The following is a 26,397-nucleotide window of genomic DNA, read 5'->3' on the forward strand; positions in this document are numbered from 1 at the left end:
TATTTAAAGCTTATTATCAGTTCCAATTCAGTTTAAATAACCAATAATAACTAAACAGAGAAAAGGTGTGTTCATATGAGTACAGCAAATCGCGGAATCCACATTGGTCCTCCCCGTTTTAAAATAGCCGTTCATTCTGTCGTATGGCTAGCAAAAAGTAACAGCGTTTTATCTAGTGCAATGATTGCGAGTCAAGTTAAATCGCATGCTACATTCATGAGAAGAGTCATGCAGTCTTTAACCATTGCAGGTATCGTGGAGTCAAAAGGTGGACGTGAGGGGGGCTACATTTTACGAAAAGCTCCCAGTCTAATTACTTTAGGTGATATTTATTATGCAGTAAATACGGATATATCAGAATCTGATTTTGATATCGATTGTGGAGATGCCGCTAAACAGCTTGATCTTGAATTGGAAAAAATTCTGTATGAAACTGAACAGCACACTATAAAATATTTGAGTCAGTTTACAATCGATGATGTCGCTAACCGTATAGATTTACTTTAATTAGTAAAAAAATAAAAAAACAGGCATAAATTTGTAATGTGCTGTTTCAAAGATGCATCTCAAAAGCTTTAACCAATGATGCTGCCTTAGTGGTTAAGAGTTAAAGATGTCGCCATATTGGCGACTTTTTATTTTCTTGCTGGATTTTGTTATAACAGTACACTGATCGCTCATCCCCACAATTGCGCATACTTGCAACTATTGTATATAGAGAACAGCACTGGTATGGTAATACCTGTTAAAGTATTAAAGGATACTACCAGAATAGACCCGTTCCCAATATCTTTTAGATAGTCATATAAATTTTGATGGTAAGTTCAATCATTAGACGAAAGTAAGTTATTTAAAACCCTAGTTGTAAGAAAAATGTTTAAAAGTATACCTTCTCATCGATCACGGTTAGTCATCTATAGATGTATTCAGATGATAGATATATATGGTTACGAATACTGTGAAAGGGCTCCCCCTCAAAACGCCATTGCTCCTACTGACCAAACAATCAGGTGTCACTCCTGTACTACAACGTTATAAAGCATATTTTGTAACCTAACATTCGTACAGAAATAGAACTTGAGATTAAGGAATAAATGAATTATAATGTGCTCATCGCAGTTGCATTTAAAAGTCTTAAATGTGCTTAAAAAAGGCACAATATGAAATGGACTGAGATAAATATCTTACTATAAGGGAGAAATTACTATGTCCAATGTACTTTTTATTAAAGCGAATGATCGTCCAGCAGATCAAGCAGTAAGTGTTCAGATGTATGAGACTTTTCTCAAGACTTATAAAGATACCCATTCGTCTGATGTAATTACTGAACTTGATTTGTTCGTAGAGAACCTTCCTACTTATGGGAATACTGTGATCACAGGCATCTATAAATTAAGTCAAGGTTATGAACTTACGGCAGAAGAGTTGGAAGCCACAACAACGTCCAATCGTTATCTGGATCAATTCCTTGCCGCAGATAAAGTAGTCATTGCCTTTCCACTCTGGAACACCATGGCACCTGCACCGTTGGTCAACTACATCGCTCATATCTCCCAGGTTGGCAAAACATTTAAATTTACTGCTGAAGGTCCTGTTGGTCTTGCCGGTGATAAAAAAATCGCATTGCTAAGCGCACGTGGAGGAATGTACTCGATAGAGCCGATGGCATCCTTCGAATCAGCGGTTAAGCCAGTGAAGATGAATCTTGGCCTTTTCGGAATTCAAACTACCGATGTTATTATTGAAGGACATAATCAGTACAAGGATCGTGCAGAAGTGATTGTAAAAGAAGGACTTCAAGAAGTGGCCAAAGTAGCATCAACGTTCTAAGACACTTTCCAGAAGGGCTTTACCTGTTTGGCACCAGCGGCTCTATTGGGCAAATGTTGATACGGCAAGCACTTGAGAAATGTGCTCTTGTAAGGCCTATATACGCAAATCTGCAAGCCTATTCTAGAAGATAAGAAATATAATTTTGCAAACACTATTTAAACGTAAAGGCAGCCGATAATCGGCTGCCTTTACAAATTTAACGTGATCTCTTCGATAAATTGGCAAATGGGACTAAAGAAACGGTGGGCACGTAACTTTTAATAACGCTATTCGTGTCTTTCGGGGGAAATTTAGGATTAACCACTAAAACAAGAAGGATAGAGATGAATATGAACAGATGTAGAGGACAAGGACGTATATCTAATGGAATCCACACTGGCGCTTCAGCCCGGCAGGGAAGATAAAAAGCTTTTATAAAGGCCGTGGGCATTTGTAGTCATGAAAAGGGCAAGCTCGAGAGCAAATCATTTTTCTGACGGATGTACTGGAGAGAACGCTTGAGCAAGCGTAGGCATATTTCCGGAACAAAAATTGATACAGATTTTAACCGTTCTCTCTAATGATAATTTTCATCACAAGCCTTGTTTTTTTTAGATCCGCATACAACTGACAATAGAGCTTCATTAAAGCGACGACATTCTTTAGGAAGCATGAAAACAGTCAGCAAAAAAAGCGTTTCAAACATAATTGAAACGTTTCCATCTTAGTGTTATTATAATTTTCATAAAGAGAGATAGGGGGAGGGAGATGCCAAGTATTAAAGATGTAGCTAACATAGCTGGCGTAGCTGTGGGAACGGTGTCCCGCGTTATTAACAACTCGGGCTCTGTAAAACCAGAAACACGCAGGAAAGTGGAGAAAGCTATACAAGAACTGAATTATTTTCCTAATGAAGTCGCTCGAAATTTCAAGATGAGGAAATCCAAGATGGTAGCCTTGCTGCTTCCAAGTATCTGGCATCCTTTTTTTTCTGAACTGGCTTATTACATTGAGGATGAGTTGGATAGGGAAGGCTTTAAGCTCATGTTATGTAATAGCGGCGGCAAGCCCGAAAAGGAACTATATTATCTGGATATGCTACGGCAAAACAAAGTGGCTGGTATTGTCGGCATTACTTACAATGATATAGAGAATAGCGTAAGCAATGACATTCCGATTGTAAGTATTGATAGGCACTTCAACAAAAAAATTACCTGTGTGACCTCCGATAATTATGAGGGAGGGCGTCTGGCTTTGAGGGAGCTTGTTAAAGCGGGAGCCCAGAAACCGGCTTTTATGGGAAGCGTCACTTCCGTTTTCAGTGAAACCATGAATCGGAGAAAAGGTTTCATTCATGAAGCGCAAACATTGGGAGTCGATTATGTAATCTACGAGAAGCCCGACCCTATAGTGGACGACGATGCCTATTTTAACGAGTTCCTAAATGAGCACCGCGATGTGGACGGCATTTTTGCTATTACCGATATGTTAGCCGCCAGCTATATAGAAAGAGCACGCAGGGAGGGCATTCGCGTTCCAGAGGATGTAAAGGTTATCGGCTACGACGGGATTCAGGATCATCCTTATTTTCATCCGATATTGTCTACAATCAGGCAGCCAGTGGAGGAGATGGCACGTATGACAATCAGATTACTTTATAAGAAAATCGAAGGTGAAACTTTAGATCAGCAAGTGTATCGTCTCCCCGTTGTCTTCAAGCAAGGCGAAACTACATGATTTTATTGAAAAATATTAGCCTCATTCTTTCGATTCATAGTGTGGATCTACTAACTGACGTTTTTCTTACAGCAAATTGGAAACGTTTCAAAAGTGAAAACATCCTAGTTCAAGAAAGGGGGTGTAATGGTGAATTCAAGAACTAGCGAGTCGGATCAAGCTTTCCTGAGACGTTGCCTGTCTTGCTGCATCGCCACTATCTTTAACCATTCAAACTTCAAACTTTTTTCTTTTGGCAGAAGAAAGATATCTTAGTTCTTCTCGATATTTTGCCACGGTTCTGCGTGATAAATGCAAACCTTCCTTTCCCAGCAGGGTAGTAATAGCCTGATCCGATAACGGTTTTTGCTTGTCCTCATCATCTATCAAATTTTTGATACGCTTTTTTGCACTCTCCGATGAAGCAGCATCTCCGTCCGCTGACGTCAAGGAGGAAGTAAAGAAGAATTTGAGTTCGAACAATCCGCGAGGCGTCTGTATAAATTTATTACTGACCGCCCTGCTGACCGTGGATTCGTGTAAGCCCGTCTTTTCGGCAATCTCCTTTTGGGTGATTGGTTTGAGGAAAGACACGCCATGCTCAAAAAAATCCTGTTGCTTTTCCACAATGGCCTTGGCAACCCGTAGAAGGGTCAGCCGACGTTGCTTCAGGCTATTGATCAGCCATTTTGCCGTATTCATCTTCTCATGGATAAAAAGTTTGGTTTCACTATTCGGTAGATCCCGCATCATTTGCTGGTAAAAAGGGTTGATCTCAACCCGCGGCGCACTAATGTCATTAATCAGGACAAGATATTCGCCGTTGGCTTTTTCGACCGTGATATCTGCTATGATGTATTGCTGCTCTTTATGAGCAAATGCTGCGCCCGGGCATGGATTTAGCTTGCGAATTCGATCGGCCATCTGTATAACCTCTCGCCTACCGATTTCAAGAGCATCCGCAATTTTTTGTATCCGATTGTTTGCCAGATCAGCCAGATGGTTGCTTACCATTCTGACTATGCATTCATCATCCATGCCAGCAAGCTGGAGCTGGAGAAGAAGACACTCTTCCAAGCTGTAAGAGGCGATCCCCGGTGGATCAAAACTCTGTATCACCAAGAGCATATCCTCAATTTCGGCTATGGGAACGTCCACTAGTGAGGCGACTGTTGGAACATCAAGTTCTAAATATCCCATTTCGTTCAAATTGCCAATGAGGTACCGTGCCACCATACGCTGTGAATTTGTAAGCCCACATACCAGTCCAAGCTGCCTGTTCAGGTGTTCAAACAGGGTATCATTCGGGTTGGGGACAAAGTCCAGAAATGTAACGGGGGTTGCTCGCTGGACCGATGGATATTTTTCTCCGCCACGATAATGTTCAATCAGCTCTCCTTGATCTTTCTGTGAAAACTGCTCTGCTTCTTCTTTGATACCGCCAATGGACATATTAAACTCCGGCAAATCAATGACTGGATTATTGTTCGCCTGTTCATGCAGAAAGGATATTAAATCAGCCGAAGAATATTGCAAAATCGTGATTGCTTGTCGCAATTCGGGCGTCATAACCAGCTTGAATCCTTGTTCCTGTTGTAATCCATATCGTATCATTGACTTATTCAAACTCCTTTTCCATACATTTCCGGCACAAATTCACAGTCAGTCATTTATGAAAGATCTACTTCTCTATGCCTATGCAATTCTCCTGCCTAGATGTTAACGTTACCGAGTAATTTTATCTGATAGAAACGATTCAAAACAAGCCAAAGCTTGTCGTAATAAGTAACAGTTATTATGTGTGTTGTATTTTTGGTTATATACACTATCTTTCTTGTATACTCATTCATTGAATAACAAAATACACTGGAGCTGGAGGAATCATTTATGGAAACTTATAAAATTGTCTGCATTGATATTGACGGGACGCTGCTTAACTCGGCGCATCAAATCACGGAAGCAACCAAAGAAACCATTCTCCAGGTTATAAATGATAAGCAGATTCCAGTGGTTCTTGTCTCTGCGCGAATGCCAAAAGCAATTATTCCATTGCAGAAGCATCTTGGTATTTCGGAGCCTCTCATATGCTACAGTGGGGCACTTGTTATAGATAAACACGGGAACAAGCTGAACACCCGTTATATAGATAAGAAAATGACACAGCGTTTGCTTGACAGCCTGGCTGCCTATGATCTTCACGTAAGCCTGTATAAGGATGATGAGTGGTATATTGAGCAATTGGATGCATGGGCGCTTCAAGAACGTGACATCACCAATATCGAGCCTCGCATTTATAGTTTTTCTAAGCTTACCAATGGTTGGAGGGAAGAGACTGATGGAACCAGTAAAATTTTGTGCATGGGTGATCCCGAAGAGATCAGACGCGTCCTTCAAGTATTGCGACCCGTATACGGCGAAGAAGTAAATCTCTACTTATCCAAGCCTACTTATCTGGAAATCATGTCAAAAAAGGCTTCCAAAACCGCAGCCATTCAAATTCTGCTAAAAGAGTACCAACTGAAACAAAGCGATTGTCTGGCTATTGGTGACAACTACAATGATATCGACATGCTGGCCTTTGCAGGACTTGGCATTGCCATGGAAAATGCTCCCCTTGAGGTCAAAGCTGCTGCCAACACCGTTACTCTTTCGAATGACGAGGATGGAGTAGCTCATGCGCTGAAAAACCATATTCTGTTCCCTAAATAAGCAGGTTGAAATCAATTTCCAATGACTGATTCAGGCTGGAGGAATACAGGTGAAAAGAATAGATAAGATTTTAGAGTATATTGCCGAAAGCACCAAGAAAATTTCCAAAGAGGCTTTATTTGCGGGGGAAGGGATTACGGCTGCGGAAATTGCTGATGATCAAAAGATGTTGAGAAACAATGTGAGCAAAGAGTTGAATAATCTGCTGCGTGACGATCTAATCCTTAAAATCAAAGGAAGACCGGTCAGATTTCTGCACAAGCAGATTATCGAGGACACCTTTCGGGTTCAGCTGAAAGAGAAACAAATTGAGGTCAAAAGCATCAAAGAGGTATTGCTGCCTGACGAACAGGTCGATCCGTTCCATGCCTTGATCGGTTTCAGGGGCAGCATGCGTAACCAGGTTGAGCAGGGGAAGGCAGCGATTCTGTATCCTCCTAGAGGTCTGCATACCCTGATAGTCGGGCAGACGGGTGTTGGAAAAACTATGTTTGCCAGGTTGATGTACCATTATGGCAAGTATATGAAGCGGTTTTCAGAGCATGCGCCATTTATCGTTTTTAACTGCGCTGATTATTTCAATAACCCCCACTTGCTACTTTCCCACATCTTTGGTCACGTTAAAGGGGCGTTTACAGGCGCTGATCATGAAAAAGCAGGGCTGGTGGAGAAAGCTGACGGAGGCATCCTGTTTTTGGATGAGATTCACCGTTTACCCCCGGAAGGCCAGGAAATGATTTTCTATTTCATGGATACTCACACCTATAACAAATTGGGCGAAACGGATCGAAAAAGAGATGCGAGTGTGTTATTGATTGGAGCTACGACGGAGGATCCCGGATCATCCATGCTGAAAACCTTCATTAGGCGCATACCCATCACAATCAATATCCCTTCCCTTCAGGAACGTGCAATTGAGGAGCAAATGCTGATTTTGAAGCATTTGTTTGCTAACGAGGCCAATAGGGTAAACAAGCCGATTAGGATTGAACCAGAGGTAGTAAGAGCACTGATCGGCAGCGTCACCTACGGCAATATCGGCCAGTTAAAGTCGAACATCCAGCTGGTATGCGCTAAAGGTTTTTTAAACAGCATACATGAAAACAAAGAAGAAATAGGACTTGATTTTAAAAACCTGCCGGGAAATATCCGAGATGGTTTGTTTAATATTGATAAAACGCAATATAAGATGAAGGAAATCGGATGTATTTCCTCGTGCCTATACATTACTCCAGAAGGAAGAAAAGCTTTGGATGAAGAGGCTGTTTCCGAGCTGCCGTTTAACCTTTACAAATTAATTGAAGACAAGATTGGCATGCTGAAGGAAGAAGGGCTAGACGACGCCTACATCCACAGATTTATTGCTACGGATGTCAATATCCATATTAAAAGCTTTTATAACCGTTTTTATAACACCAAGGGGAGCAGGGAACGAATTCTGAAAATTGTGGACAAAGACATCCTTGAATTCTCCGAGCAGATTAAGGAAATGGCCAAAAAGGAACTAAACCGAATTTACAGCGAGAGATTCGTGTATGCTTTCAGTCTTCATTTAAGCGCCTTTTTCAAGCGCACCAGAGAGAAAAAATACGGTGATGCACGAATCTATGAACCGATGAATGAACATGATGAAGAGTACAGACTGGCCCAGACTATCAAAAGTTTGATCGAGTCTAAGTTTGGTGTACATGTACCGGAGGCCGAAATAACTTATATGGCGATTCTTCTGAAATCTGTTGAGGAAGAACGACAGGGTAGTGTGGGAATTATTGTGGCAGCACACGGTACCAGTACAGCGAGCAGCATCGTCGGCGTCGTAGACAGCTTGCTGGGCAGTTCTAATCTTTGTGCTGTTGATATGCCTCTCGATGTCAGTCCTAGGGAAATTTTGGAGCTTATTATCGATAAAGTAAAGAGCATTGACCGTGGTAGAGGCGTGTTGCTGCTGGTTGATATGGGCTCTTTGCTCAATCTTGAAGAAACTATTATGGAACGTGTTGGAATCAATGTAAAGACTATTGATATGGTTTCAACTCCGCTCACGCTGGAGGCTGTCCGAAAGGCCAGTGTTTTTGACATGGGGATAGAGGAAATATACCAATCGCTAAAGGATTTCAGGGGATATAACAATAGCAGCGCCGCAGTGAAAGTAGTTCATAAGGCAATTGTGACGGTTTGCTCCTCCGGCAAAGGTGCAGCGGTCAAATTGAAAGAGTTTGTAGAGAAAATTGTCTGCGATTTGACGGATGAGGAAATACTTGTTGTCCCGGCAAACGTAAGGGAGTTGGATAAAGTGGTCCAGGATATGCGGTCTAAGCGAACAATTCTTGCTGTGATTGGAGTAAAACGGCCAAGCGAGCCGGAAATCCCGTTTATTCCTTTGGAAAAGCTGATTGAAGCAAGCGGTGAGCAGACATTGAGAGAGCTACTGCTGAATAACAAACAGATCCCTGCTGTGGATCAAAGTGTAGTCGTCAGGGAGTTATGCGAGGAAAGTCTGAAAGAATTTATGACTTATTTGAATCCCCACAAAATTCTGGGAATGGTGATGAGATTTGTGCAAGAGCTGGAACTTGGATTAGAAGTCAAATTTGATTATGCAACAAAAGTCCAAATTTCTACTCACACAGCTTATGCGCTGGAACGTATGGTTATTCGCGATGGACTTGTTTATCAGGGGGAAGTGAAACAGCTCGACCAGCACATATTCGAGGTGGTAAACCGTTCATGCAGCATATTTGTTTCTGGTATGAATCTTACTCTTTCTGATGACGAAAAATATTATATTTGCGAAATGTTGAGCGAAGTATATAACTTTATTCCACAGTAATGGCCAAAGAGTATAAAACGCTTTCATATGTGTATGAAAGCAGTGGAGATTGATAAATAATGATCTGTTCAGACTGGAAAAAACCTCCGACGCAACGGGGGTTTTTTGTTGTTTACAAAATTCTCTCTGATCTATACAGAAGTTTGGCACAGAACTTGCATCATAGATATATGTGGAGAGAAACAAAGGGGGTGAGACAGATGATCGGTGTAATTGTTGGGACACACGGGAAATTTTCTGAAGAAATACTGAGGTCAACAGAAATGGTTTTCGGCCAATTGGATAATGTGGCAGGTGTTACGTTTGAACCAGGTGAAAGTGTCAGCGGACTTGTAGAGAAATATAAGGCTGCGTTGGCATCGCTGGATTGGACGGACGGTGTTATCTTCCTTGTTGATCTATTCGGCGGCAGTCCTTATAATGCTGCCAGCCGAATTGCAGTTAACCATGAAAAAATGGATATTGTGACAGGAGTAAACCTGCCAATGATCGTTGACCTTCTTGCAAACAGAGGGATTGAACAAGTAGAGAATTTGGTAAATCTAGCGATACATGCGGGGCACGATTCCATGATGTCTTTTCGTGCCATTCGAAACAGTCAATTAGAGGAGGAATTATAGAATGGAAATTGCATTAGTTCGTATTGATGACCGTCTGATTCACGGTCAGGTGGCGACCGTTTGGGTGAAAGAAGCGAAGTGCAACAAGATCATCGCGGTTAGCGATGAAGTCGCAGCGGATACATTACGCAAAACCTTATTGCTTCAGGTGTCGCCGCCTGGAATTAAGGCGTATGTCGTAACGATTAACAAAGCGATAGAGGCTTATAATAACCCCAAATACAGTGATTTTAAAACATTGTTCCTCTTTACCAACCCTACGGATGTACTGCGGGTTGTAGAAGGGGGAGTACCCATCCGCTCGGTGAATGTTGGAGGAATGTGTTTTAAGGAAGGAAAGACACAGATTACCGGGGCGGTATCCGTAAACCAACAGGATGTAGATGCATTTCGTAAGCTGCATGAAAGAGGCATTGAGCTGGAAATCAGAAAAGTAGCCAGTGATCCGAAAATCAACTTGATTACCAAACTGCAGGATTTGTGATCGTAAATACCAGGCGGCAACTAGAGAGGAGTTATAGAAATGACTGTTTTTCAAATTGTGATGGTAACGCTGGTAGCGGCCATATGTGGCATGGGTAGCGTTCTAGATGAAGGGCAAACCCATCGTCCTCTGATTGCGTGTACGTTGATTGGCCTTGTCCTTGGCGATCTCAAAACTGGCATTATACTAGGCGGTACTCTGGAATTAATGGCTTTGGGATGGATGAATGTAGGAGCATCCATGGCACCAGACGCTGCTCTAGCCAGTGTGGTTTCAACCATTTTGGTCATCGTCGGCCATCAATCGATCGGCGCCGGAATTGCCGTTGCGATTCCAATTGCAGCCGCCGGACAAGTGCTTACCATTTTTGTCAGGACGATTACTGTCTTCTTCCAGCATTTAGCTGATAAGTATGCGGAATCTGCAAATTTCAAAGGAATTGAGCTATGTCACTTTATTGCCTTACTTTTGCAAGGTCTGCGCGTTGCTTTGCCCGCTGTTTTGGTGGCAGTTGCCGCAGAAACGGGCCTGGTGACTGCTATGCTTAACGCAATTCCGGAGGTAATCACAAGAGGACTACAAATTGCGGGCGGCTTTATCGTAGTCGTAGGGTATGCGATGGTCATTAATATGATGGCAGCCAAATACCTGATGCCATTCTTCTTTCTGGGCTTTGTCATTGCAGCTTTTACCAGCATTAATCTGGTTGGTTTTGGGGTCATTGGCGCGGTTCTGGCTCTGCTTTACATCCAGCTGAGCCCAAAATACAACCAGCGTAATGAGAAGATGGAAGAAATTGAAGAGTTATAGTAACTACCTGAAGGGAGAGGAGAGCACTATGAAAGAAAAGAAGCTGACTAAAAGTGATTTAAATAAGATGTTTGTCCGTTCATGCTTCCTGTTAGGCTCGTTCAATTTTGAGCGAATGCAGTCGATCGGTTTCTGTGTCACCTTGATCCCTGCGATTAAGCGGCTGTACAGCAAGAAAGAAGATCAAAAAGAGGCATTGAAAAGACATCTGGAATTTTTCAACACTCAACCGTTTATCTCGGCGCCTATTATGGGTGTAACGGCAGCGATGGAAGAGCAGAAAGCAAGCGGCCAGTCGATTGACAATGCCACCATAAGTGGAGTCAAAGTCGGTTTAATGGGACCCCTTGCGGGAGTGGGTGACCCCATTTACTGGGGGACTTTACGCCCGGTTCTGGCTGCACTCGGAGCCTCAATCGCCTTATCCGGCAGCCTTGTCGGACCGGTTCTTTTCTTCCTTCTCTTTAACACCGCACGCTTGGCAACGAAATGGTACGGTCTGAAATACGGTTATCACAAAGGTACGGAGATTGTCTCCGATATGTCTGGAAACCGGTTGCAAAAACTCACGGAGTCAGCCTCCATACTGGGGCTTTTCGTTATGGGCGCACTTGTTTCCAAATGGACCACCCTGAATGTGCCGCTGGTGGTATCAAGATATCTGGGAACGGATGGAAAAGAGGTTATTACGACCGTTCAGATGATTTTGGATCAATTGATGCCCGGACTTTTACCACTATTATTGACCTTTTTATGTATGAGGCTACTGAAAAAGAAAGTGAACGCAATCGCTCTGATTTTTGCTTTATTCGCAGTAGGCATTATTGGGTACGCATTTGGTGTTTTGGCTTAAAACGTGCCGGTCAGGGAGTCATCCTTGGCCGGACTTTGTCGGATTTTTGTGACCAAAACAGCGTAAACATAAGAAATTGAGTTATAGAGATAAATGTAAACGCTTTATTTGTGATGTTAAGAATAACACTAGGTGTTCAAAATATTAAAAGAGGATGTGAAAGATGGTGAAGAGGAAGTTAAGTATGTTGCTTATTTGCTTTATGGTATTTAGTTTACCATTAACTCCCGCCTTTGCAGCGGATCTTGGTTATTACGATGAACCTTACCGTAATCAGATTCATTTTTCGCCTGAGGCTAACTGGATGAACGACCCGAATGGAATGGTTTATTATAAGGGTGAATATCATCTTTTTTACCAGTATCATCCTTATGGGACGAAATGGGGACCGATGCATTGGGGGCATGCGGTGAGCAAAGACCTTATTCATTGGAAACATTTACCGATTGCGTTGTATCCAGATGAAAACGGTCAGATTTTCTCGGGAAGTGCTGTGATCGATTGGAACAATACAGCAGGGTTCGGAAAAGAAGCGATGGTTGCGATCTTCACTCATTCCGGGGATAACGGCCAGGTTCAAAGCATTGCGTACAGCTTAGATAGAGGCAGAACCTGGACCAAGTATGAAGGAAATCCGGTAATGCCGGATCCCCCGATATCGGATTGGCGAGACCCTAAAGTATTCTGGCATGAAGACTCCAGACAATGGGTGATGTCTTTGGCCGCAGCGAATAAAGTAATGTTGTATACTTCCCCCAATTTAAAACAGTGGACCTATGCAAGCGAATTTGGTGAAGATAACGGAATACAGGCCAACAGTGTGGATACCACTTCGTACGCTATGTCTTCACAGGAAGGAGGTTCATTCACCTATGAGGGAGATATTACCCTTAATAAAAAGAATGGCAGGGAAGGCTCAGGAGGTCTGGTTTTTCGTGCTGACAAGAATGCGAAAAACGGTTATGTCGTCAGCCTGGATGCCAAAAATGATGTCGTTACTTTAAATAAGAATGTCGATGGATCGAATACAGAAATTGCTAGCAAGTCTTTAACCCTGGGAACCTCATCAACTTACAACGTGCAGGTAGACGTATATGGTCATGACATTCAGGTGTTTATAGATAATCAGTCTGTAATTAAAGAAACGGATACTGAATTTGATTATGGTTATTACGGTCTGACCGCCTGGAATTCAACAACTTCCTTCCGAAATGTGAATTTCAAGAACACTTCTAACTTTGCAACCAATCTATCTAATTGGACAGCTGTAACCGGCCGGTGGGAAGATACCATGGAGGGGAAAAGCGGTACATCTGCAGATGATGCTTTTATCATAAGTGGTAAGACTGGGGACAACTTTATATATAATGCGATTATAGATTTGTCAGAGGGAGGAGATGAAACAGGATCACTTGTTTTCCGGACGGATGCTGATGCGAAAAATGGATATATGGCGAGTATCGATGCTTTAAACGATAAAGTGAAAATTGTGAAAATGGAAGACGGGAATAAAACGGTTCTGGCTGAAACCACAGTAACGCTGGATACTTATCAAAGCCATGATTTAAAAGTGAGCACTTTTGGAACAAATATAAAGATGTATCTGGACGGAAATCTCATTCATGATATCGATGATGCAACCTTCCTGTCCGGCCATTTTGGATTACATCTTTTGCACTCTTCTGCGATATTTCAGGATGTTCAACTGGGTAGAAATATCATGACCGATGAGAAAGAAATCATCAATCATGATTTTGAAACAGGCGATTTAACCGGATGGACGGTGACCCAGGGTGATACTTTTTCGAATGATCATGTATCCAGTGAAGCGACTTATTGGGGTGGACCCTTCGGACATGAGGGGAATTATCACTTGTGGGGATATTCCAAGCTTCACGAGGGAGATGAAGCAACGGGTGAACTGCATTCCTCCTATTTTAAATTAAGCGGATCCGGAGAAATCAATCTGTTACTAGGAGCAGGCGATGATGGCGACAATACCTATGTATCATTGGTCAGAGCAGCCGACGATCAAGAATTGATCCGCCAGGCCAATATAAAATTTAATGAAGAAAAATATTCAAAATACGTATGGGACGCGTCCAAATATATTGGTGAAGTATTATATATCAAGGTAGTAGACCATGCCAAAGATGGTTACGGTCATATAAATGTTGATGATGTTAATGTTTATAATGAAGGGACCATATCGGATAAAGTTGACCAGGTTGCAAAAGAGCCGGAGAAAACAGATATGAAACAAAGCGGTCTCCTCACAGATTGGTCCGCTGTTTCTGGACAGTGGATTCCTTCCACAAACGGCAGCATCGGAGGAGTATGGGAATGTCCTACGTTAGTCGAATTGCCGGTTGATGGCGATCCTTCAAAAAGAAAGTGGGTCCTACAGGTAAGTATAAATGATGGTGCTCCGGCAGGCGGATCGGGCATGCAGTATTTTGTAGGCAGCTTTGACGGTAAAACGTTTAAAAATGAAAATACTTCCGATAAAGTGTTATGGACTGACTATGGCGCTGATTTTTATGCTGCTGTGGATTGGAGTGGAGTAGAAGGGAAGAATGGTGAGAAATATTGGCTCGGCTGGATGAGTAATTGGAAGTATGCCAACGATACACCCACCTCAACGTGGAGAAGTTCAACAACACTGCCGCGGAAGATGGAGCTCACTCAAACCACAAAGGGTCTACGTTTAAAACAAACCCCTATTGCGCTAAAAAGCATTCGTGACAGAGGGGATCGTATATCGTATACCAATAAAATGATATCGGGTAACAGCCATCTTCTTTCTAATTTATCAGAAGATACATTTGAACTGATCGCTTTGTTTGATGTATCGGATACTAAGGCAACAGAATTTGGCTTCAAGATCCGTGAAGGAGGTGAGCAATATACTACTGTCGGTTACGATGTCTACAACGAACAATTATTTGTAGACCGGACTCATTCAGGAGATTTCGATTACGGAAGTAGTGTAGTTGGCAAGCATGAGGGACCATTACAGGCAAAAAACGGCACGGTTAAATTGCAGGTAATTGTTGATAGATCAGCTGTAGAGGTGTTCGGTAATGATGGTACGACCGTGATTACCGATCAGATATTCGCGGATTCTGCAAGCAAAGGATTAAAAATTTATAGTAAGGGCGGAAATGTGAAGCTGAAATCTTTGGACCTATATCCTCTAAAGAGTGTATGGAAAGAAAAGAACTCTTCTTTTAAATCAAACTTATCAGGTTGGACCATCGTTAACGGGAACTGGGCGGACACCATTCATGGAAAACAGGGACAGAGTAAGGGAGATGCTTTCATAGTATCAAAAGTGACCGGCAGGAATTTTGTATATGAAGCCAATATAAACGTGCCAGATACAGATTCCCACCCCGGTAATTCTGAAAAAGATTTGATAGATAACTCCATTGGAGCAGGTTCATTGGTTTTTCGTTCTGACTTAACTGCAAAGAATTCGTATGCAGCAAATGTTGATATAAAAAATAATATTGTAAAATTAATTAAATTTGTTGATGGAACCGGATATGAAATTGCGACATATAACAATGATGGAAAACTGGATTTACAGCCAAATACAGATTATCATCTCAAAGTAGAAGCGCAAGGCGACATCACTAAGGTTTATTTGAACAATAAATTAGTTATAGACACAAAAGATCAAACTTATAAAGAAGGAAACTTTGGTCTCAATGTATGGGATACAACGGCTTTTTTTAATGAAGTTAAAGTGAAACTAAAACATAAAGATGAATGATTAAAGTTGGTTAAATAATGACATTTGTATCTCTATGAGTTTAGTTTGTGTCGCCGCGCAGCAGCGACACAAACTTTTTTTACATCGACACAAAGTTTCCAATCAAAACTACCCTTATAAAATCCAAGCTTAAGCAGGGAATTTACAGAAGCGGTTATGATTGAAGACGATACCTTCTATATATGGGTTGAAGAATACATAAGAAGACATTCGATATTTTTGATGAAATCCAAGTATGTAATGTTGGTATCGGAACTGGAGATTGAAGTGTTCCCTGAATATCCGTTTTTCATCAGCAAAATCAGAAAATAATCAGGCTAAGTGTAAATTGACTTAATGCAACCACTCTATTTGTATAGGCTTGGTTTCACAATTTTTGGTACTTCGCGAATAATTTTTTTCTTTCATTTGCGATATAAAAGTTTTCATTTTCATCGACCAAGCTTTTCGTCATTCATTGGAAGGTGCCCTGATCAGCAGCATCTTTCCAATGAACGACGGATCACTACATAAAAAAGTGTCCAGCAACCTTAGAGATCGTCGGACACCTTTTGCAGTTCTTACGCTTCATTCCTTGATTCAACCTTGCGCTACGAAACGATTAACTTCTTCCAACGACGGCAAGGCTGCAATCGCTCCAACTTTAGTGCACACGATGGCGCCAACTTGATTGGCAAGTGTCACAAATTCCTGCTGCTGCTTCGCGTTAGAGGTAAATGCCTTAGGCTGACTCAACTGGCTGATTTGATACAGCATTGCTCCGACGAAGGCGTCTCCGGCACCAGTAGAGTCGATCGATTTAACAGCGATACTGCCGATTAACGAACGGGAGGCACCACTTGAGATGAGGGTTCCTTCTTTTCCTAAGGTAACTGCCACCGTCTTGGCTCCCAACTCATGCAAAAGATCCAATGAAGCATCGCGGTCAGCCAGCCCTGTAATGATGTTTAATTCCTCTTCGCTTACCTTTACCAAATCCGCATTGTGTATTCCTCTTCTGGACAGTGTGATAAATTCCTCCTGCCTGTCTTTCCAGAGGTCCCCCCGGTAATTGGGATCAAAGGAGGTGAATTGCCCATTGGCCTTCGCTCCATCTAATAAAGACAAATACGCTTCTCGGAAAGGATCGGCGAGCAAGGCCGTTGCCGAGCCAAAATGCAGAATGGCAGCCTGCCGGGTCCATTCTCTATCAATGTCCTGCAGAGACAGTTGACGGTCAGCTCCGCGGTTGAACACGAAATCCCGTTCGCCGTTAGCGGCAAGGGAAACAAAGGCCAGTGTAGTCGGCGTTGCCGGATCAAAAAGGAGCATGGACGTATCCACATGCTGCTCATCCAGAGTTTGCTTCAGGTACATGCCAAAGGGATCAGCCCCGACTTTTCCCAAGAATGACGCTTTTCCTCCGAGTTTGGCTACGGCTGCGCTTACATTTGCCGGAGCACCGCCGGCCTGCTTGGAGAAATGCTGACCCTTGGCAAGATTGACATCAATATCCGTGCAGAAAAAATCAATAAGCAGCTCGCCCACACAAAGAACCGTTCCGTCATTTTTCACATTAATTCACCTCTTGGTAGATTTAGTTTAGAACAGGCGTCGAGTCCCGGTATACGATATCCGTTGCAACATGAGTCACTCGGTATGGCATGGTATTGTCTTTGATTCTGGACAATAACATTTCGGCTGAAATAATACCCATCTGACTACTATAAATATGCACGGTTGTAAGATGAGGCTCGACAACCCGGGATTCCGAAGCATCATCGAACCCGCAGACAGCAACATCTTCCGGAACTTTAATCCCTTTGTTTTTCAAAGATTTGATCACGCTGATGGCAATGAAATCATTGGCACAAATAAAGACGGAGGGACACTCCCTCAGGGCATCCAACTGCTGTTCCATCCAGTTCTCCTCTATAAAGAAGTTGCGGTCAGGCGCTACAATGCTATGAGCAGGATCTACGGCGATTCCTGCTTCAGCTAAGGCCTTATTAAATCCGGTCCAGCGTTCATTGAAGCTTTTGCAGTGATTGTAATCGCCTACAAAACCGAAGCTTTCATAGCCATGATTAATTAATTTCCGGGTAACACAGTATGTTCTGTGTTCATTTTCCATTAATACCAGATCCGCCTTCAATTCTGGATACATCATATCCGCAGCGCAATCAATAAAAATGGTTGGGATGCAAAGATCTGTGATCATCTTGCTGTATTCCTTACTGAACATTTCGATGCAGAAGATGCCAGCCACATTCGAAGATTCGAAATTGCCGGGCAGGGTCATCGAATTGATATCGTTCTCACGGACAAAATAAATGGATAATGTATAGCCCTGGTTGCTGATTTCCTTCTCCAGCCCGCTGATCAGTAGCGATCCAAAGTGTGAACTATTGGGAAGATTACAGGTCAAAAGTGCGATATTGCCCTGTTTTTCAGAGGCTGTTTCCATATAAGAAAATTGTTTATATTTAAGCTCCACTGCCTTTTTGATCACCTTGTCCCTCGTTACGGCAGGAATATTCTCTACTCCATTAAGCGCCTTGGATGCAGTGTTTCTAGAAATCCCCAAGGCATCAGCGATATCTTGTATCGTAACCTTTGACTTTCTCGTCATTTTGTTCACCTTATTCTCCGAATTAAGATTCTCCATATTTCTAAATATATAGTATTTTCATGTTTTTAACAATGAATTTATTCAAATGAACAATAAAAATTTACATTTGTTTATTTATATCGTGTGTTTTTGATGTATTTTTGCTAAAAACATTATAATTATCTTGAAATATGCTTTTTGAATGAATTTATTCACCCGAAATATATTGACTAATTAAATGTACATCTGCTAAATTGTAAGAGTAAAAAGTGTTCAAATGTAAATTGTAAACCCATTCATTTTGGGGATGTGTAAAATTCTAGTTCTGTTGGAGGTGTGGATATTACAAGCAAGTATTTGAAAACATCTTGGTGAATTATGTCAGAGAGGTGACATAACATGGCTTATATTTTGTGTCGTATAACAAGCCGTGAACAGTAGGAGGGAAAACATTGGGGAATTCGATCGTTCAAAAAAGGGGACTAAAGGCTTCAGAAACAAAAAAAAGAAACCATTGGTTAAGCTACATGGTTCGAAATTATATATTGTATTTGTTTCTGCTTCCGTCCATAATTCTTACCGTCATTTTCAAGTATGTTCCCATGTACGGCTCGATCATTGCGTTTAAAAATTTCAGCCCAAGAAAAGGAATCATGGGCAGCGAATGGGTTGGATTTGAACATTTTCAGCGGTTTCTTTCATCGCCAAATTTTTATGACATTTTAATGAATACGCTTAAATTAAGCGCTTACGGTCTTATTCTCGGTTTCCCAGTACCGATTATTCTGGCCTTAATGCTAAATCTGATCAGAGGAGCGAAGCTCAAGAAGAATATTCAGCTTATTGTATACGCACCTAACTTCATCTCGGTTGTTGTTGTTGCCGGTATGCTGTTTGTTTTTCTATCGCCAGCTGGAATAGTGAACGCTTTGGTAACAACCTTCACCGGCAAGCCGATTTCTTTTATGACTGATCCCGCCTATTTCCGAACGGTATATATTTTGTCCGGTATATGGCAAACAGCGGGCTGGTCCTCTATCATTTATGTGGCCACCTTAGCCAATGTGGACCCGCAGTTGCATGACGCTGCAACAATTGATGGGGCTTCATTGATGAAGAGAATCTTCCACATTGATCTGCCAGCTCTTAAACCCGTCATGGCCGTCCTGTTCATTCTCGCTGCAGGAGGTATTATGTCGATCGGCTATGAAAAGGCTTACCTGATGCAGACGGCTCTGAACACACCAACCTCGGAAATCATCGCGACTTACGTATACAAGGTGGGGTTGCAATCCGGCGATTATGCTTATTCTACGGCAATCGGATTGTTCAATTCCGTAATTAATGTAGTCCTGTTGATTTTCGTAAATACCGTCGTCAAGAAGCTGAACGAAGGAGAAGGGCTGTATTAAAGAAGGAGGTATTTATGGATATTCATTACACCGGGAAGGACCGGATTCTGCTCATTATCAATTATATTCTACTTGGTTTTTTTGTTCTCGCTATTCTGTTACCGCTGGTCTATGTGGTGCTTTCGTCCTTTTTAACTCCAAATACCCTGATTACCAAAGGGTATGCCATTACATCATCAGACTGGACACTCACGGGATATGCCAAAATCCTAAGCAACAGTGCCATGATCCGCGGTTTTTTTAATGCTATTTTTTATTCAGCAGCCTTTGCGTTCGCAACCGTATTATTTTCCGTCTTCGCGGCTTATCCGCTTGCGATTGAAGAGTTGGTAGGGAAACGGTCCATTATGATCTTTTTCCTGATAACGATGTTTTTCGGTGGCGGTCTGATTCCTACCTATCTGGTGATTAAGGATTTAGGCATGTTGAATACGGTCTGGGCCATTATTCTACCCGGCTCGATCAGCGTATTCAATATTATTCTGGCAAAGACTTATTTCCAGGGACTTCCGAAAGAGCTGTTCCAGGCGGCGAGTATAGACGGAGCTTCCGAGCTCAGTATTTTCTTCAAAATCGTCCTGCCGCTTTCCAAGCCTATTATTTTTGTTCTAGCTTTATACGCTTTTGTCGGACAGTGGAATTCTTATTTCGACGCCATGATTTATTTGGATGATCCGAAGCTGTTTCCGCTTCAACTGGTACTCCGCTCCATTTTGATACAGAATCAGGTTCAGCCCGGCATGATTGCCGATGCGATGGCACAAGCGGAGCTTAAGAAATTGTCTGAAATGATTAAGTACTCTGCCATTGTCATATCAAGTTTGCCTTTGATTGTCATGTATCCATTCTTCCAGAAGTATTTCGAAAAGGGTGTCATGGTAGGTTCGATCAAATAAAAAACCGGGGGTATAGAGATGAAAAAAACATTACTAACTTTGTCTGTGTTGGTACTTTCTACTTCACTGCTTGCCGGATGTGGCGGTTCAGGCAATAATTCCGCGGCATCCGAAGATTACAAGCTGGAAAATGTTACTCTGCCGCTTAAAGAGAAAGTTACTTTGCATTTTATGACTCAAAGCTCGCCGCTGGCACCTTCCGATCCAAATGAAAAGTTGATTTATAAAAGACTGGAAGAAAAAACAGGGGTGCATATCGATTTTACCAACTTCACCTCCGATTCCTTCATTGAAAAAAGAAACCTAGCTGTTGCCAGTGGAGATCTTCCAGATGCCATACTGGATGCCGGCTATTCCGACTATGATTTGTTGAACCTCGGACAGGATGGAACCATTATCCCTCTGGAGGATTTGATTAATAAATACATGCCGAATCTACAGAAGGTATTGAAGGAAGCACCTGAGTACAAATCCATGATAACTGCACAGGACGGGCATATTTATGCTTTTCCTTGGATTGAAGAGCTGGGGGCCGGGAAGGAGAGCATTCATTCTGTAAACGACATGCCATGGATCAATGTGGAGTGGCTGAAAAAGCTGGGACTTAAAATGCCAAAAACCACCGAGGATTTAAAAAAAGTTCTGCTCGCATTTAAAAATGACGACCCTAACGGAAATGGCCAGGCGGATGAAATCCCGCTGTCCTTTATACTCAATAACGGCAATGAGGACCTGAATTTTCTGTTTGGATCATTTGGTCTTGGGGACAACGGCGATCATACTGTAGTGACCAATGAGGGGAAAGTGGTCTTCACTGCCGATCAGGACGGTTATAAAGAGGGGATCAAATACCTTAATGAGCTTTATAAGCTGAACCTGATTGACGAAGAGTCATTCGAGCAGGATTACAATACGTATCTGGCCAAAGGACAGAATGAAAAATATGGTCTCTATTTTCAATGGGATAAGGCGAACATTTCAGGAGACAACGATAAATATGAATTGATGAATCCGCTCGCGGGGCCAAGCGGTGAAGTCAATGTGACCCGCACGAACAATCTCGGCTTTGACCGGGGGAGAATGGTGATTACCAGTGACAACAAAAATCTTGAGCTTACAGCAAAATGGATTGACCAACTGTATGAACCCATCCAGTCCGTACAGGACAACTGGGGCACCTACGGCGACAAAACTCAGCAGAACATTTTTGAATACGATGAAGCGAGTCATATGCTGAAGCATCTTCCGCTTAAGGGAACTGCGCCAGTCGAGCTGCGTCAAAAAACGAATATCGGTGGTCCATTGGCAATTCTTGACGAATATTACGGAAAAGTAACGACCAAGCCCGACGATGCAGTGGGGAGGCTCGAGCTCATAAAGAAAAGACTCGTTCCTTATATGAAGGCTGACCATAATTTCCCGAAAGTCTTCTTCTCGCTGGAGGATCAGAAGCAGATCTCCACACTGGAAACCGATTTGTTTGCTTACGTTAACCGCAAACGGGCAGAATGGATCAAAACAGGCAAAGTGGAAGAAGAATGGGCGGAATATAAGGCCGAGCTGTCCAGACTGGGACTAGACAAATGGCTGGAAATCAAGCAGAAAGGCTACGACCGATATCTTAAAGATCAAGGCTGAAATATATAAAAGGTGGTTGGGCTGTTAAACACCTTATCAACAATCAATAGGAGAGTGGATACCATTAAAGACATGTTCCTAACGGGCGACAGTAGCAGCAGAAAAGGATCACGAAACAGTTATTATAGGGAGACATACAGGCCTCAATTCCACTATTCACCTGAGAAAAATTGGATGAACGATCCAAACGGCTTGGTTTACTATGAAGGAGAGTACCACCTGTTCTACCAGCATACGCCCCATGATACGCAGCCTGACTTTGGCCGCATGCATTGGGGGCATGCGGTAAGCAAGGATCTAATACATTGGGACGAACTCTCACCGGCAATTCCGCCTGGAGAGGACGGAGCGATCTTCTCGGGAAGTGCGGTGGTGGATAAGAACAATACAAGCGGATTTTTCAACGAAGAAGGATCAGGATTGGTTGCAATTTATACGAATGAGGGCAACAGGGCTCAGCCCGGCAAGCCGCAGGTGCAAAGCATTGCTTACAGCAGGGATAAAGGTCGAACCTGGACAAAATATGAAGGTAACCCGGTTTTATTCCCAATGGAAACGCTAGACTTTCGTGATCCGAAGGTGTTTTGGCATGATGAATCGTCGATGTGGATAATGGTCCTTGCCGTAAGAGAACGTGTAGAATTTTACACATCTCCAAACCTGAAAGAATGGTCTTTTGCAAGCGAATTCGGTTCTGACATTCCGCATATCCACCGAGGGATATTTGAATGTCCTGATATATTTCAAATCCAAGTGGATGAGGATCCTAATACCACAAAGTGGATTCTGATGCTAAGTGTCGGGGATAGAAATGGTGTGAATCCAGATGATCCGGAACCACCGGCAGGTGGTTCTGGCATGATGTATTTCATAGGCAACTTTGACGGTAAGGCATTTGCTCTGGATGGAACGTTGGAATCTTTCGATACTATTAAATGGGTAGACTACGGATCAGACTTTTACGCGGCCGTGACCTGGAATGGGATTCCAAACGAGGACGGTCGAAAGATTTGGGTCGGCTGGATGAACAATTGGCGTTATGGTACCACGCTACCTTCAGAGGAATGGCGTGGCAAGATGTCAATTCCTCGTGAGCTACAGCTTAGGACTTATCCGGAGGGGCTTCACTTAATCCAAGCACCCATAAGTGAATTAAGTCAGCTAAGAAAACCAATTTTGTCTCTGCAAGACTTGACGATTAAGCCAGGTATGAACGTGTTGTCTGATTTCTCTGCTGCAAAGGCAGAAATTATTGCAGAATTTGAAATCAGCACTGCCGTGGAATTCGGGTTTAAAGTGCGGAAGTCTTCTAATCAGGAGACGATCATTGGATATAATATCTCGAATGGGGAGTTGTTTGTCGATCGGACGAAGTCGAGCGCCATTAATTTTCATTCCGATTTCACAGCAATACACAAGGCCCCTATGAAGCCAGAGCATGGACGGGTACAACTGAGTATTTACGTGGATTGGTCAAGTGTCGAGGTCTTCGGAAATCATGGAGAAACAATCATTTCAGACATGATTTTCCCGGACTTGGAAAGCAGGGGGCTGGAACTCTATGCCATTGGCGGAGAACTAAAGGTCGTATCGCTTCAAATCAATGATCTAGTAAGCATTTGGGGAAATGAGAATGTTTAGACGTTAACTATTGATATTATTCAAATTTTAATTATCTCACGACGGAACTCGTTAAGCATTGGCTTGATTCGACGAAGTGGTTACAGCCCGGTTGCGTGCATCCGTATCTGAAACTTGGTCCTCAAAACCAATTAAAGTAACATTTTTCTGCCTGGACACGTAACACCCGGTCGGCTCACAACCGTATCGGGTGTTTTCATATCCTTGGAAAGTTAGCAGAACTCGAAAGACGACCACGGAGCAATCTCATTAAAAGTGAATAAGGGCGATTGCTCTGCAGTGGTGAAAGGCGTAAGAATCTGTCCGTGCATGCCCTGGTCAATTATCCTCAATTATAATTTCCATAAGAGAGAGAAGATTATAATTGATGGTCTTGAGTTCTTTGAACTTAATAAGAGATACGATATGTTAGAAATCAAGTTTTCATTTCTTGAATATACTCTAGCTGATAGAACGGGAAAGAAAAAGAACGATATTTAGAAGTGATTTCGAGTGTATCAAATGAAGATCAAACATGGAAATTAATAAAACATGATTTTATAAGGTTATATGTTTATAGGATATGGGGTGGCAATACAGTCTCCCAAGTTAGAATAATTCGCCACGTTTAAAATCCCCATTACTGCAAGTTGAAAATGCATCTCATCCATAAGGCTGCTTAGGAAATGGCTTAGCAGTTAATACAGATAATTAACCCTTCCGTATAACCTAGCTCAGGCAAATTGTGCTCCAATATGTGTTATTCCATATCTATTACCTCTATTAGGTAGTATCACCTAAATAAGAGATATTAATTTCTAAGTAGTGTTAGTAGAGCATGTTTTTATGTTTAGATTTTCTAAGAGCAGTATTGGTGATTTGAAGGAGATAAATTAATAGGTTTTCTAATTTAAAAGTGACTTTTCAAGGGGGATAACAGCTTGGGAAGAGATGCTGTACGCAATTAAATAATGGTCAAGAAACATCCAGACAGATTAGACTTATTTTAAATTTATATACTATATACAGTATACAAAATATATATAAACACATTATATAGGGTATTTAGGAACGTATTTTTTATTTTGCAATTGGCTTTTACTATAAATCGGACTAAGCTTGAAATAAAAAAGGGCTTATAGCTATGTTTTTTATAGTCTATCTATAAAGAAGAGTTAAACTTGGGGAAACTAACAGAAAGTAACAGACAATTGCATAGTGTTGGAAAAATTTAAACACCTTCAAGATAATACCCTATTTATGAGAGAGATCGGGAATAATCTTGGAGGTGTTGTAGATTAATCACACTGATTCGCTATATATAAAATTTCTCTGAGTGGAAGTACCGCCAAGTAAGGGCTGTGGGAAAGCATCCCTGGCCATACTCGTGATGCCTCGCTCGAACTAACTATGACTTTCAGAGGATGATATTAAGAGTGGTAAAGGTTAGTAGAAAAATCTGGCGTTGGCGTAATCCTCGCCAGGTGGCATGGAAAGTTGCAACATATGGTTCATATGGTTTGTAGGACGCCTATTAATTGTCTCTTACTTGTCTGAGAAGTCTTATTTTAGCTAAAAAAATCATGTCCGTAGTAAGTGCAGCACAACAAAAATGTTGATGGCTACACAGCCTTACATTGAATTTGATAATTGACGTTCATTTGAGCAAAATGTTAGAATCACATACAATTCAGACAAGCGTAGTGATCAATGGAGACTTGTCTTTTTTTGATGCTTTTTGAACATTGGGGGGATATTCATGTTGATTTCAAGAGTGATCAACAATAATGTGATCACGGCGATGAATGAAGACAACAAGGAATTGGTGATTATGGGTTTAGGGATTGCTTTTCAAAAGAAAAAAGGCGACACCGTTGATAAGTCCAAAATTGAAAAAGTATTTAGCCTTGAGAATAAGGAACTTACCGATAGACTAAAGACGTTATTAAACAAAATATCGTTGGAGGTTATGTCGCTTACAGAAGATATTATTAACTATGCTATGCAGAAAACGAATCGAAAACTGAATGAAAGTATATATATTTCGCTTCCCGATCATATTAATTTTACAATCGAACGTCATCAACTAGGGATAGATATTCATAATGCACTCCTTTGGGAAATAAAACGATTCTATAGATTGGAATTTGGAATCGGCATGGAAGCTCTGTCCATAATTAAAGAGCGTCTTGGTGTGGAACTCCCTGAAGATGAGGCTGGCTTTATTGCCCTCCATATCGTTAATGCTCAAATGAACGAAAATGTACCTGAAGCGGCAAATATCACAAGATTAATTAAAGAAATCCTAAACATTGTTCAATATACATTCAGAATTGATTTGGATGAAGAATCGCTTAACTATTTCAGATTCGTAACTCATCTCAAATTTTTTTCCCAGCGGATGTTTAATAAAATTATGACGGAAAGTAAAGATGAGGAATTGCTAAATATTGTGAAAGAAAAGTATAAGCCATCTTATGAATGTGCCTGGAAAATCAAAGAATACATCAAGCTAAGCTATGATTATCTCTTAAACAAGGACGAATTACTCTATTTGACGATCCATATTGAAAGAGTGGTCAACAGGAGTTGAGATCTTTACACCTGATGTAAGCGTTGACAGATTCCA

18 protein-coding genes are annotated in these 26,397 nt (G+C 41.8%); 15 read left to right on the plus strand and 3 right to left on the minus strand.

Translation table 11 applies throughout. From position 1 onward, the window contains the following. The first annotated feature begins 75 nt into the window (after positions 1-75). The 3 genes from ACM1ND_RS12975 (at position 76) to ACM1ND_RS12985 (ending at position 3,549) form a co-directional block, all read left to right on the plus strand. A complete protein-coding gene (locus ACM1ND_RS12975) occupies positions 76-507 on the plus strand; it encodes an RrF2 family transcriptional regulator (RefSeq protein ID WP_023988659.1) in 432 nt (143 codons plus the stop codon). 672 nt (positions 508-1,179) lie between these two features. After that, a complete protein-coding gene (locus tag ACM1ND_RS12980; RefSeq protein WP_305953850.1) occupies positions 1,180-1,830 on the plus strand; it encodes an FMN-dependent NADH-azoreductase in 651 nt (216 codons plus the stop codon). A gap of 750 nt (positions 1,831-2,580) precedes the next feature. Continuing rightward, on the plus strand, positions 2,581-3,549 hold the full coding sequence (locus tag ACM1ND_RS12985; protein ID WP_023988661.1) for a LacI family DNA-binding transcriptional regulator: 969 nt from the start codon (positions 2,581-2,583) through the stop codon (positions 3,547-3,549). Positions 3,550-3,759: 210 nt separating this feature from the next. Here the strand turns inward: ACM1ND_RS12985 and rpoN are convergent, their stop codons facing one another. After that, positions 3,760-5,142 (minus strand): RNA polymerase factor sigma-54, encoded by a 1,383-nt coding sequence (gene rpoN / locus ACM1ND_RS12990; RefSeq protein ID WP_068938407.1) that lies wholly within the window; start codon positions 5,140-5,142, stop codon positions 3,760-3,762. Between the two features lie 273 nt (positions 5,143-5,415). On the opposite strand from rpoN, the gene ACM1ND_RS12995 reads away from it, so the two are divergent. From ACM1ND_RS12995 to ACM1ND_RS13025, 7 genes are all read left to right on the plus strand, one after another. Then, on the plus strand, positions 5,416-6,237 hold the full coding sequence (locus tag ACM1ND_RS12995; protein ID WP_068938406.1) for a Cof-type HAD-IIB family hydrolase: 822 nt from the start codon (positions 5,416-5,418) through the stop codon (positions 6,235-6,237). 49 nt (positions 6,238-6,286) lie between these two features. Next, positions 6,287-9,067, plus strand: coding sequence for a sigma-54-dependent transcriptional regulator (locus ACM1ND_RS13000; protein WP_418027888.1), 2,781 nt, complete (start codon positions 6,287-6,289; stop codon positions 9,065-9,067). A gap of 200 nt (positions 9,068-9,267) precedes the next feature. After that, positions 9,268-9,687, plus strand: coding sequence for a PTS sugar transporter subunit IIA (locus ACM1ND_RS13005; RefSeq protein WP_013309476.1), 420 nt, complete (start codon positions 9,268-9,270; stop codon positions 9,685-9,687). Between the two features lies 1 nt (position 9,688). After that, entirely contained in the window at positions 9,689-10,171 is a 483-nt protein-coding gene (locus ACM1ND_RS13010; protein WP_023988665.1) for a mannose/fructose/sorbose PTS transporter subunit IIB, read from the plus strand. Between the two features lie 39 nt (positions 10,172-10,210). Continuing rightward, positions 10,211-10,981: a PTS mannose/fructose/sorbose transporter subunit IIC gene (locus ACM1ND_RS13015; protein WP_023988666.1), complete on the plus strand. Its 771-nt coding sequence runs from the start codon at positions 10,211-10,213 to the stop codon at positions 10,979-10,981. Positions 10,982-11,009: 28 nt separating this feature from the next. Then, a complete protein-coding gene (manZ, locus tag ACM1ND_RS13020) occupies positions 11,010-11,834 on the plus strand; it encodes a PTS mannose transporter subunit IID (protein WP_071558716.1) in 825 nt (274 codons plus the stop codon). A gap of 163 nt (positions 11,835-11,997) precedes the next feature. Beyond that, positions 11,998-15,612 (plus strand): GH32 C-terminal domain-containing protein, encoded by a 3,615-nt coding sequence (locus ACM1ND_RS13025; protein WP_218638972.1) that lies wholly within the window; start codon positions 11,998-12,000, stop codon positions 15,610-15,612. Between the two features lie 579 nt (positions 15,613-16,191). Here ACM1ND_RS13025 and ACM1ND_RS13030 read toward each other — a convergent pair. Next, positions 16,192-17,166 carry a carbohydrate kinase family protein gene (locus tag ACM1ND_RS13030; RefSeq protein WP_071558715.1) on the minus strand — a complete coding sequence of 325 codons (975 nt, stop codon included), beginning with the start codon at positions 17,164-17,166 and terminating at the stop codon, positions 16,192-16,194. A 22-nt stretch (positions 17,167-17,188) separates the two neighbouring features. Next, on the minus strand, positions 17,189-18,223 hold the full coding sequence (locus tag ACM1ND_RS13035) for a LacI family DNA-binding transcriptional regulator (RefSeq protein WP_418027891.1): 1,035 nt from the start codon (positions 18,221-18,223) through the stop codon (positions 17,189-17,191). Positions 18,224-18,729: 506 nt separating this feature from the next. On the opposite strand from ACM1ND_RS13035, the gene ACM1ND_RS13040 reads away from it, so the two are divergent. The 5 genes from ACM1ND_RS13040 (at position 18,730) to licT (ending at position 26,361) form a co-directional block, all read left to right on the plus strand. Next, complete coding sequence (locus ACM1ND_RS13040) at positions 18,730-19,614, plus strand: ABC transporter permease (protein ID WP_226887819.1); 885 nt, start codon at positions 18,730-18,732, stop codon at positions 19,612-19,614. Between the two features lie 14 nt (positions 19,615-19,628). After that, positions 19,629-20,510: a carbohydrate ABC transporter permease gene (locus ACM1ND_RS13045; RefSeq protein ID WP_076265084.1), complete on the plus strand. Its 882-nt coding sequence runs from the start codon at positions 19,629-19,631 to the stop codon at positions 20,508-20,510. Between the two features lie 18 nt (positions 20,511-20,528). Further along, complete coding sequence (locus ACM1ND_RS13050; protein WP_023988674.1) at positions 20,529-22,148, plus strand: ABC transporter substrate-binding protein; 1,620 nt, start codon at positions 20,529-20,531, stop codon at positions 22,146-22,148. A gap of 72 nt (positions 22,149-22,220) precedes the next feature. Beyond that, positions 22,221-23,789: a glycoside hydrolase family 32 protein gene (locus tag ACM1ND_RS13055; RefSeq protein WP_418028028.1), complete on the plus strand. Its 1,569-nt coding sequence runs from the start codon at positions 22,221-22,223 to the stop codon at positions 23,787-23,789. 1,738 nt (positions 23,790-25,527) lie between these two features. Next, positions 25,528-26,361: a BglG family transcription antiterminator LicT gene (gene licT / locus ACM1ND_RS13060; protein ID WP_068938403.1), complete on the plus strand. Its 834-nt coding sequence runs from the start codon at positions 25,528-25,530 to the stop codon at positions 26,359-26,361. Positions 26,362-26,397: the final 36 nt, after the last annotated feature.

The organism is Paenibacillus sp. JJ1722, from assembly GCF_048282685.1.
GTDB classification, from domain to species: domain Bacteria; phylum Bacillota; class Bacilli; order Paenibacillales; family Paenibacillaceae; genus Paenibacillus; species Paenibacillus polymyxa_B.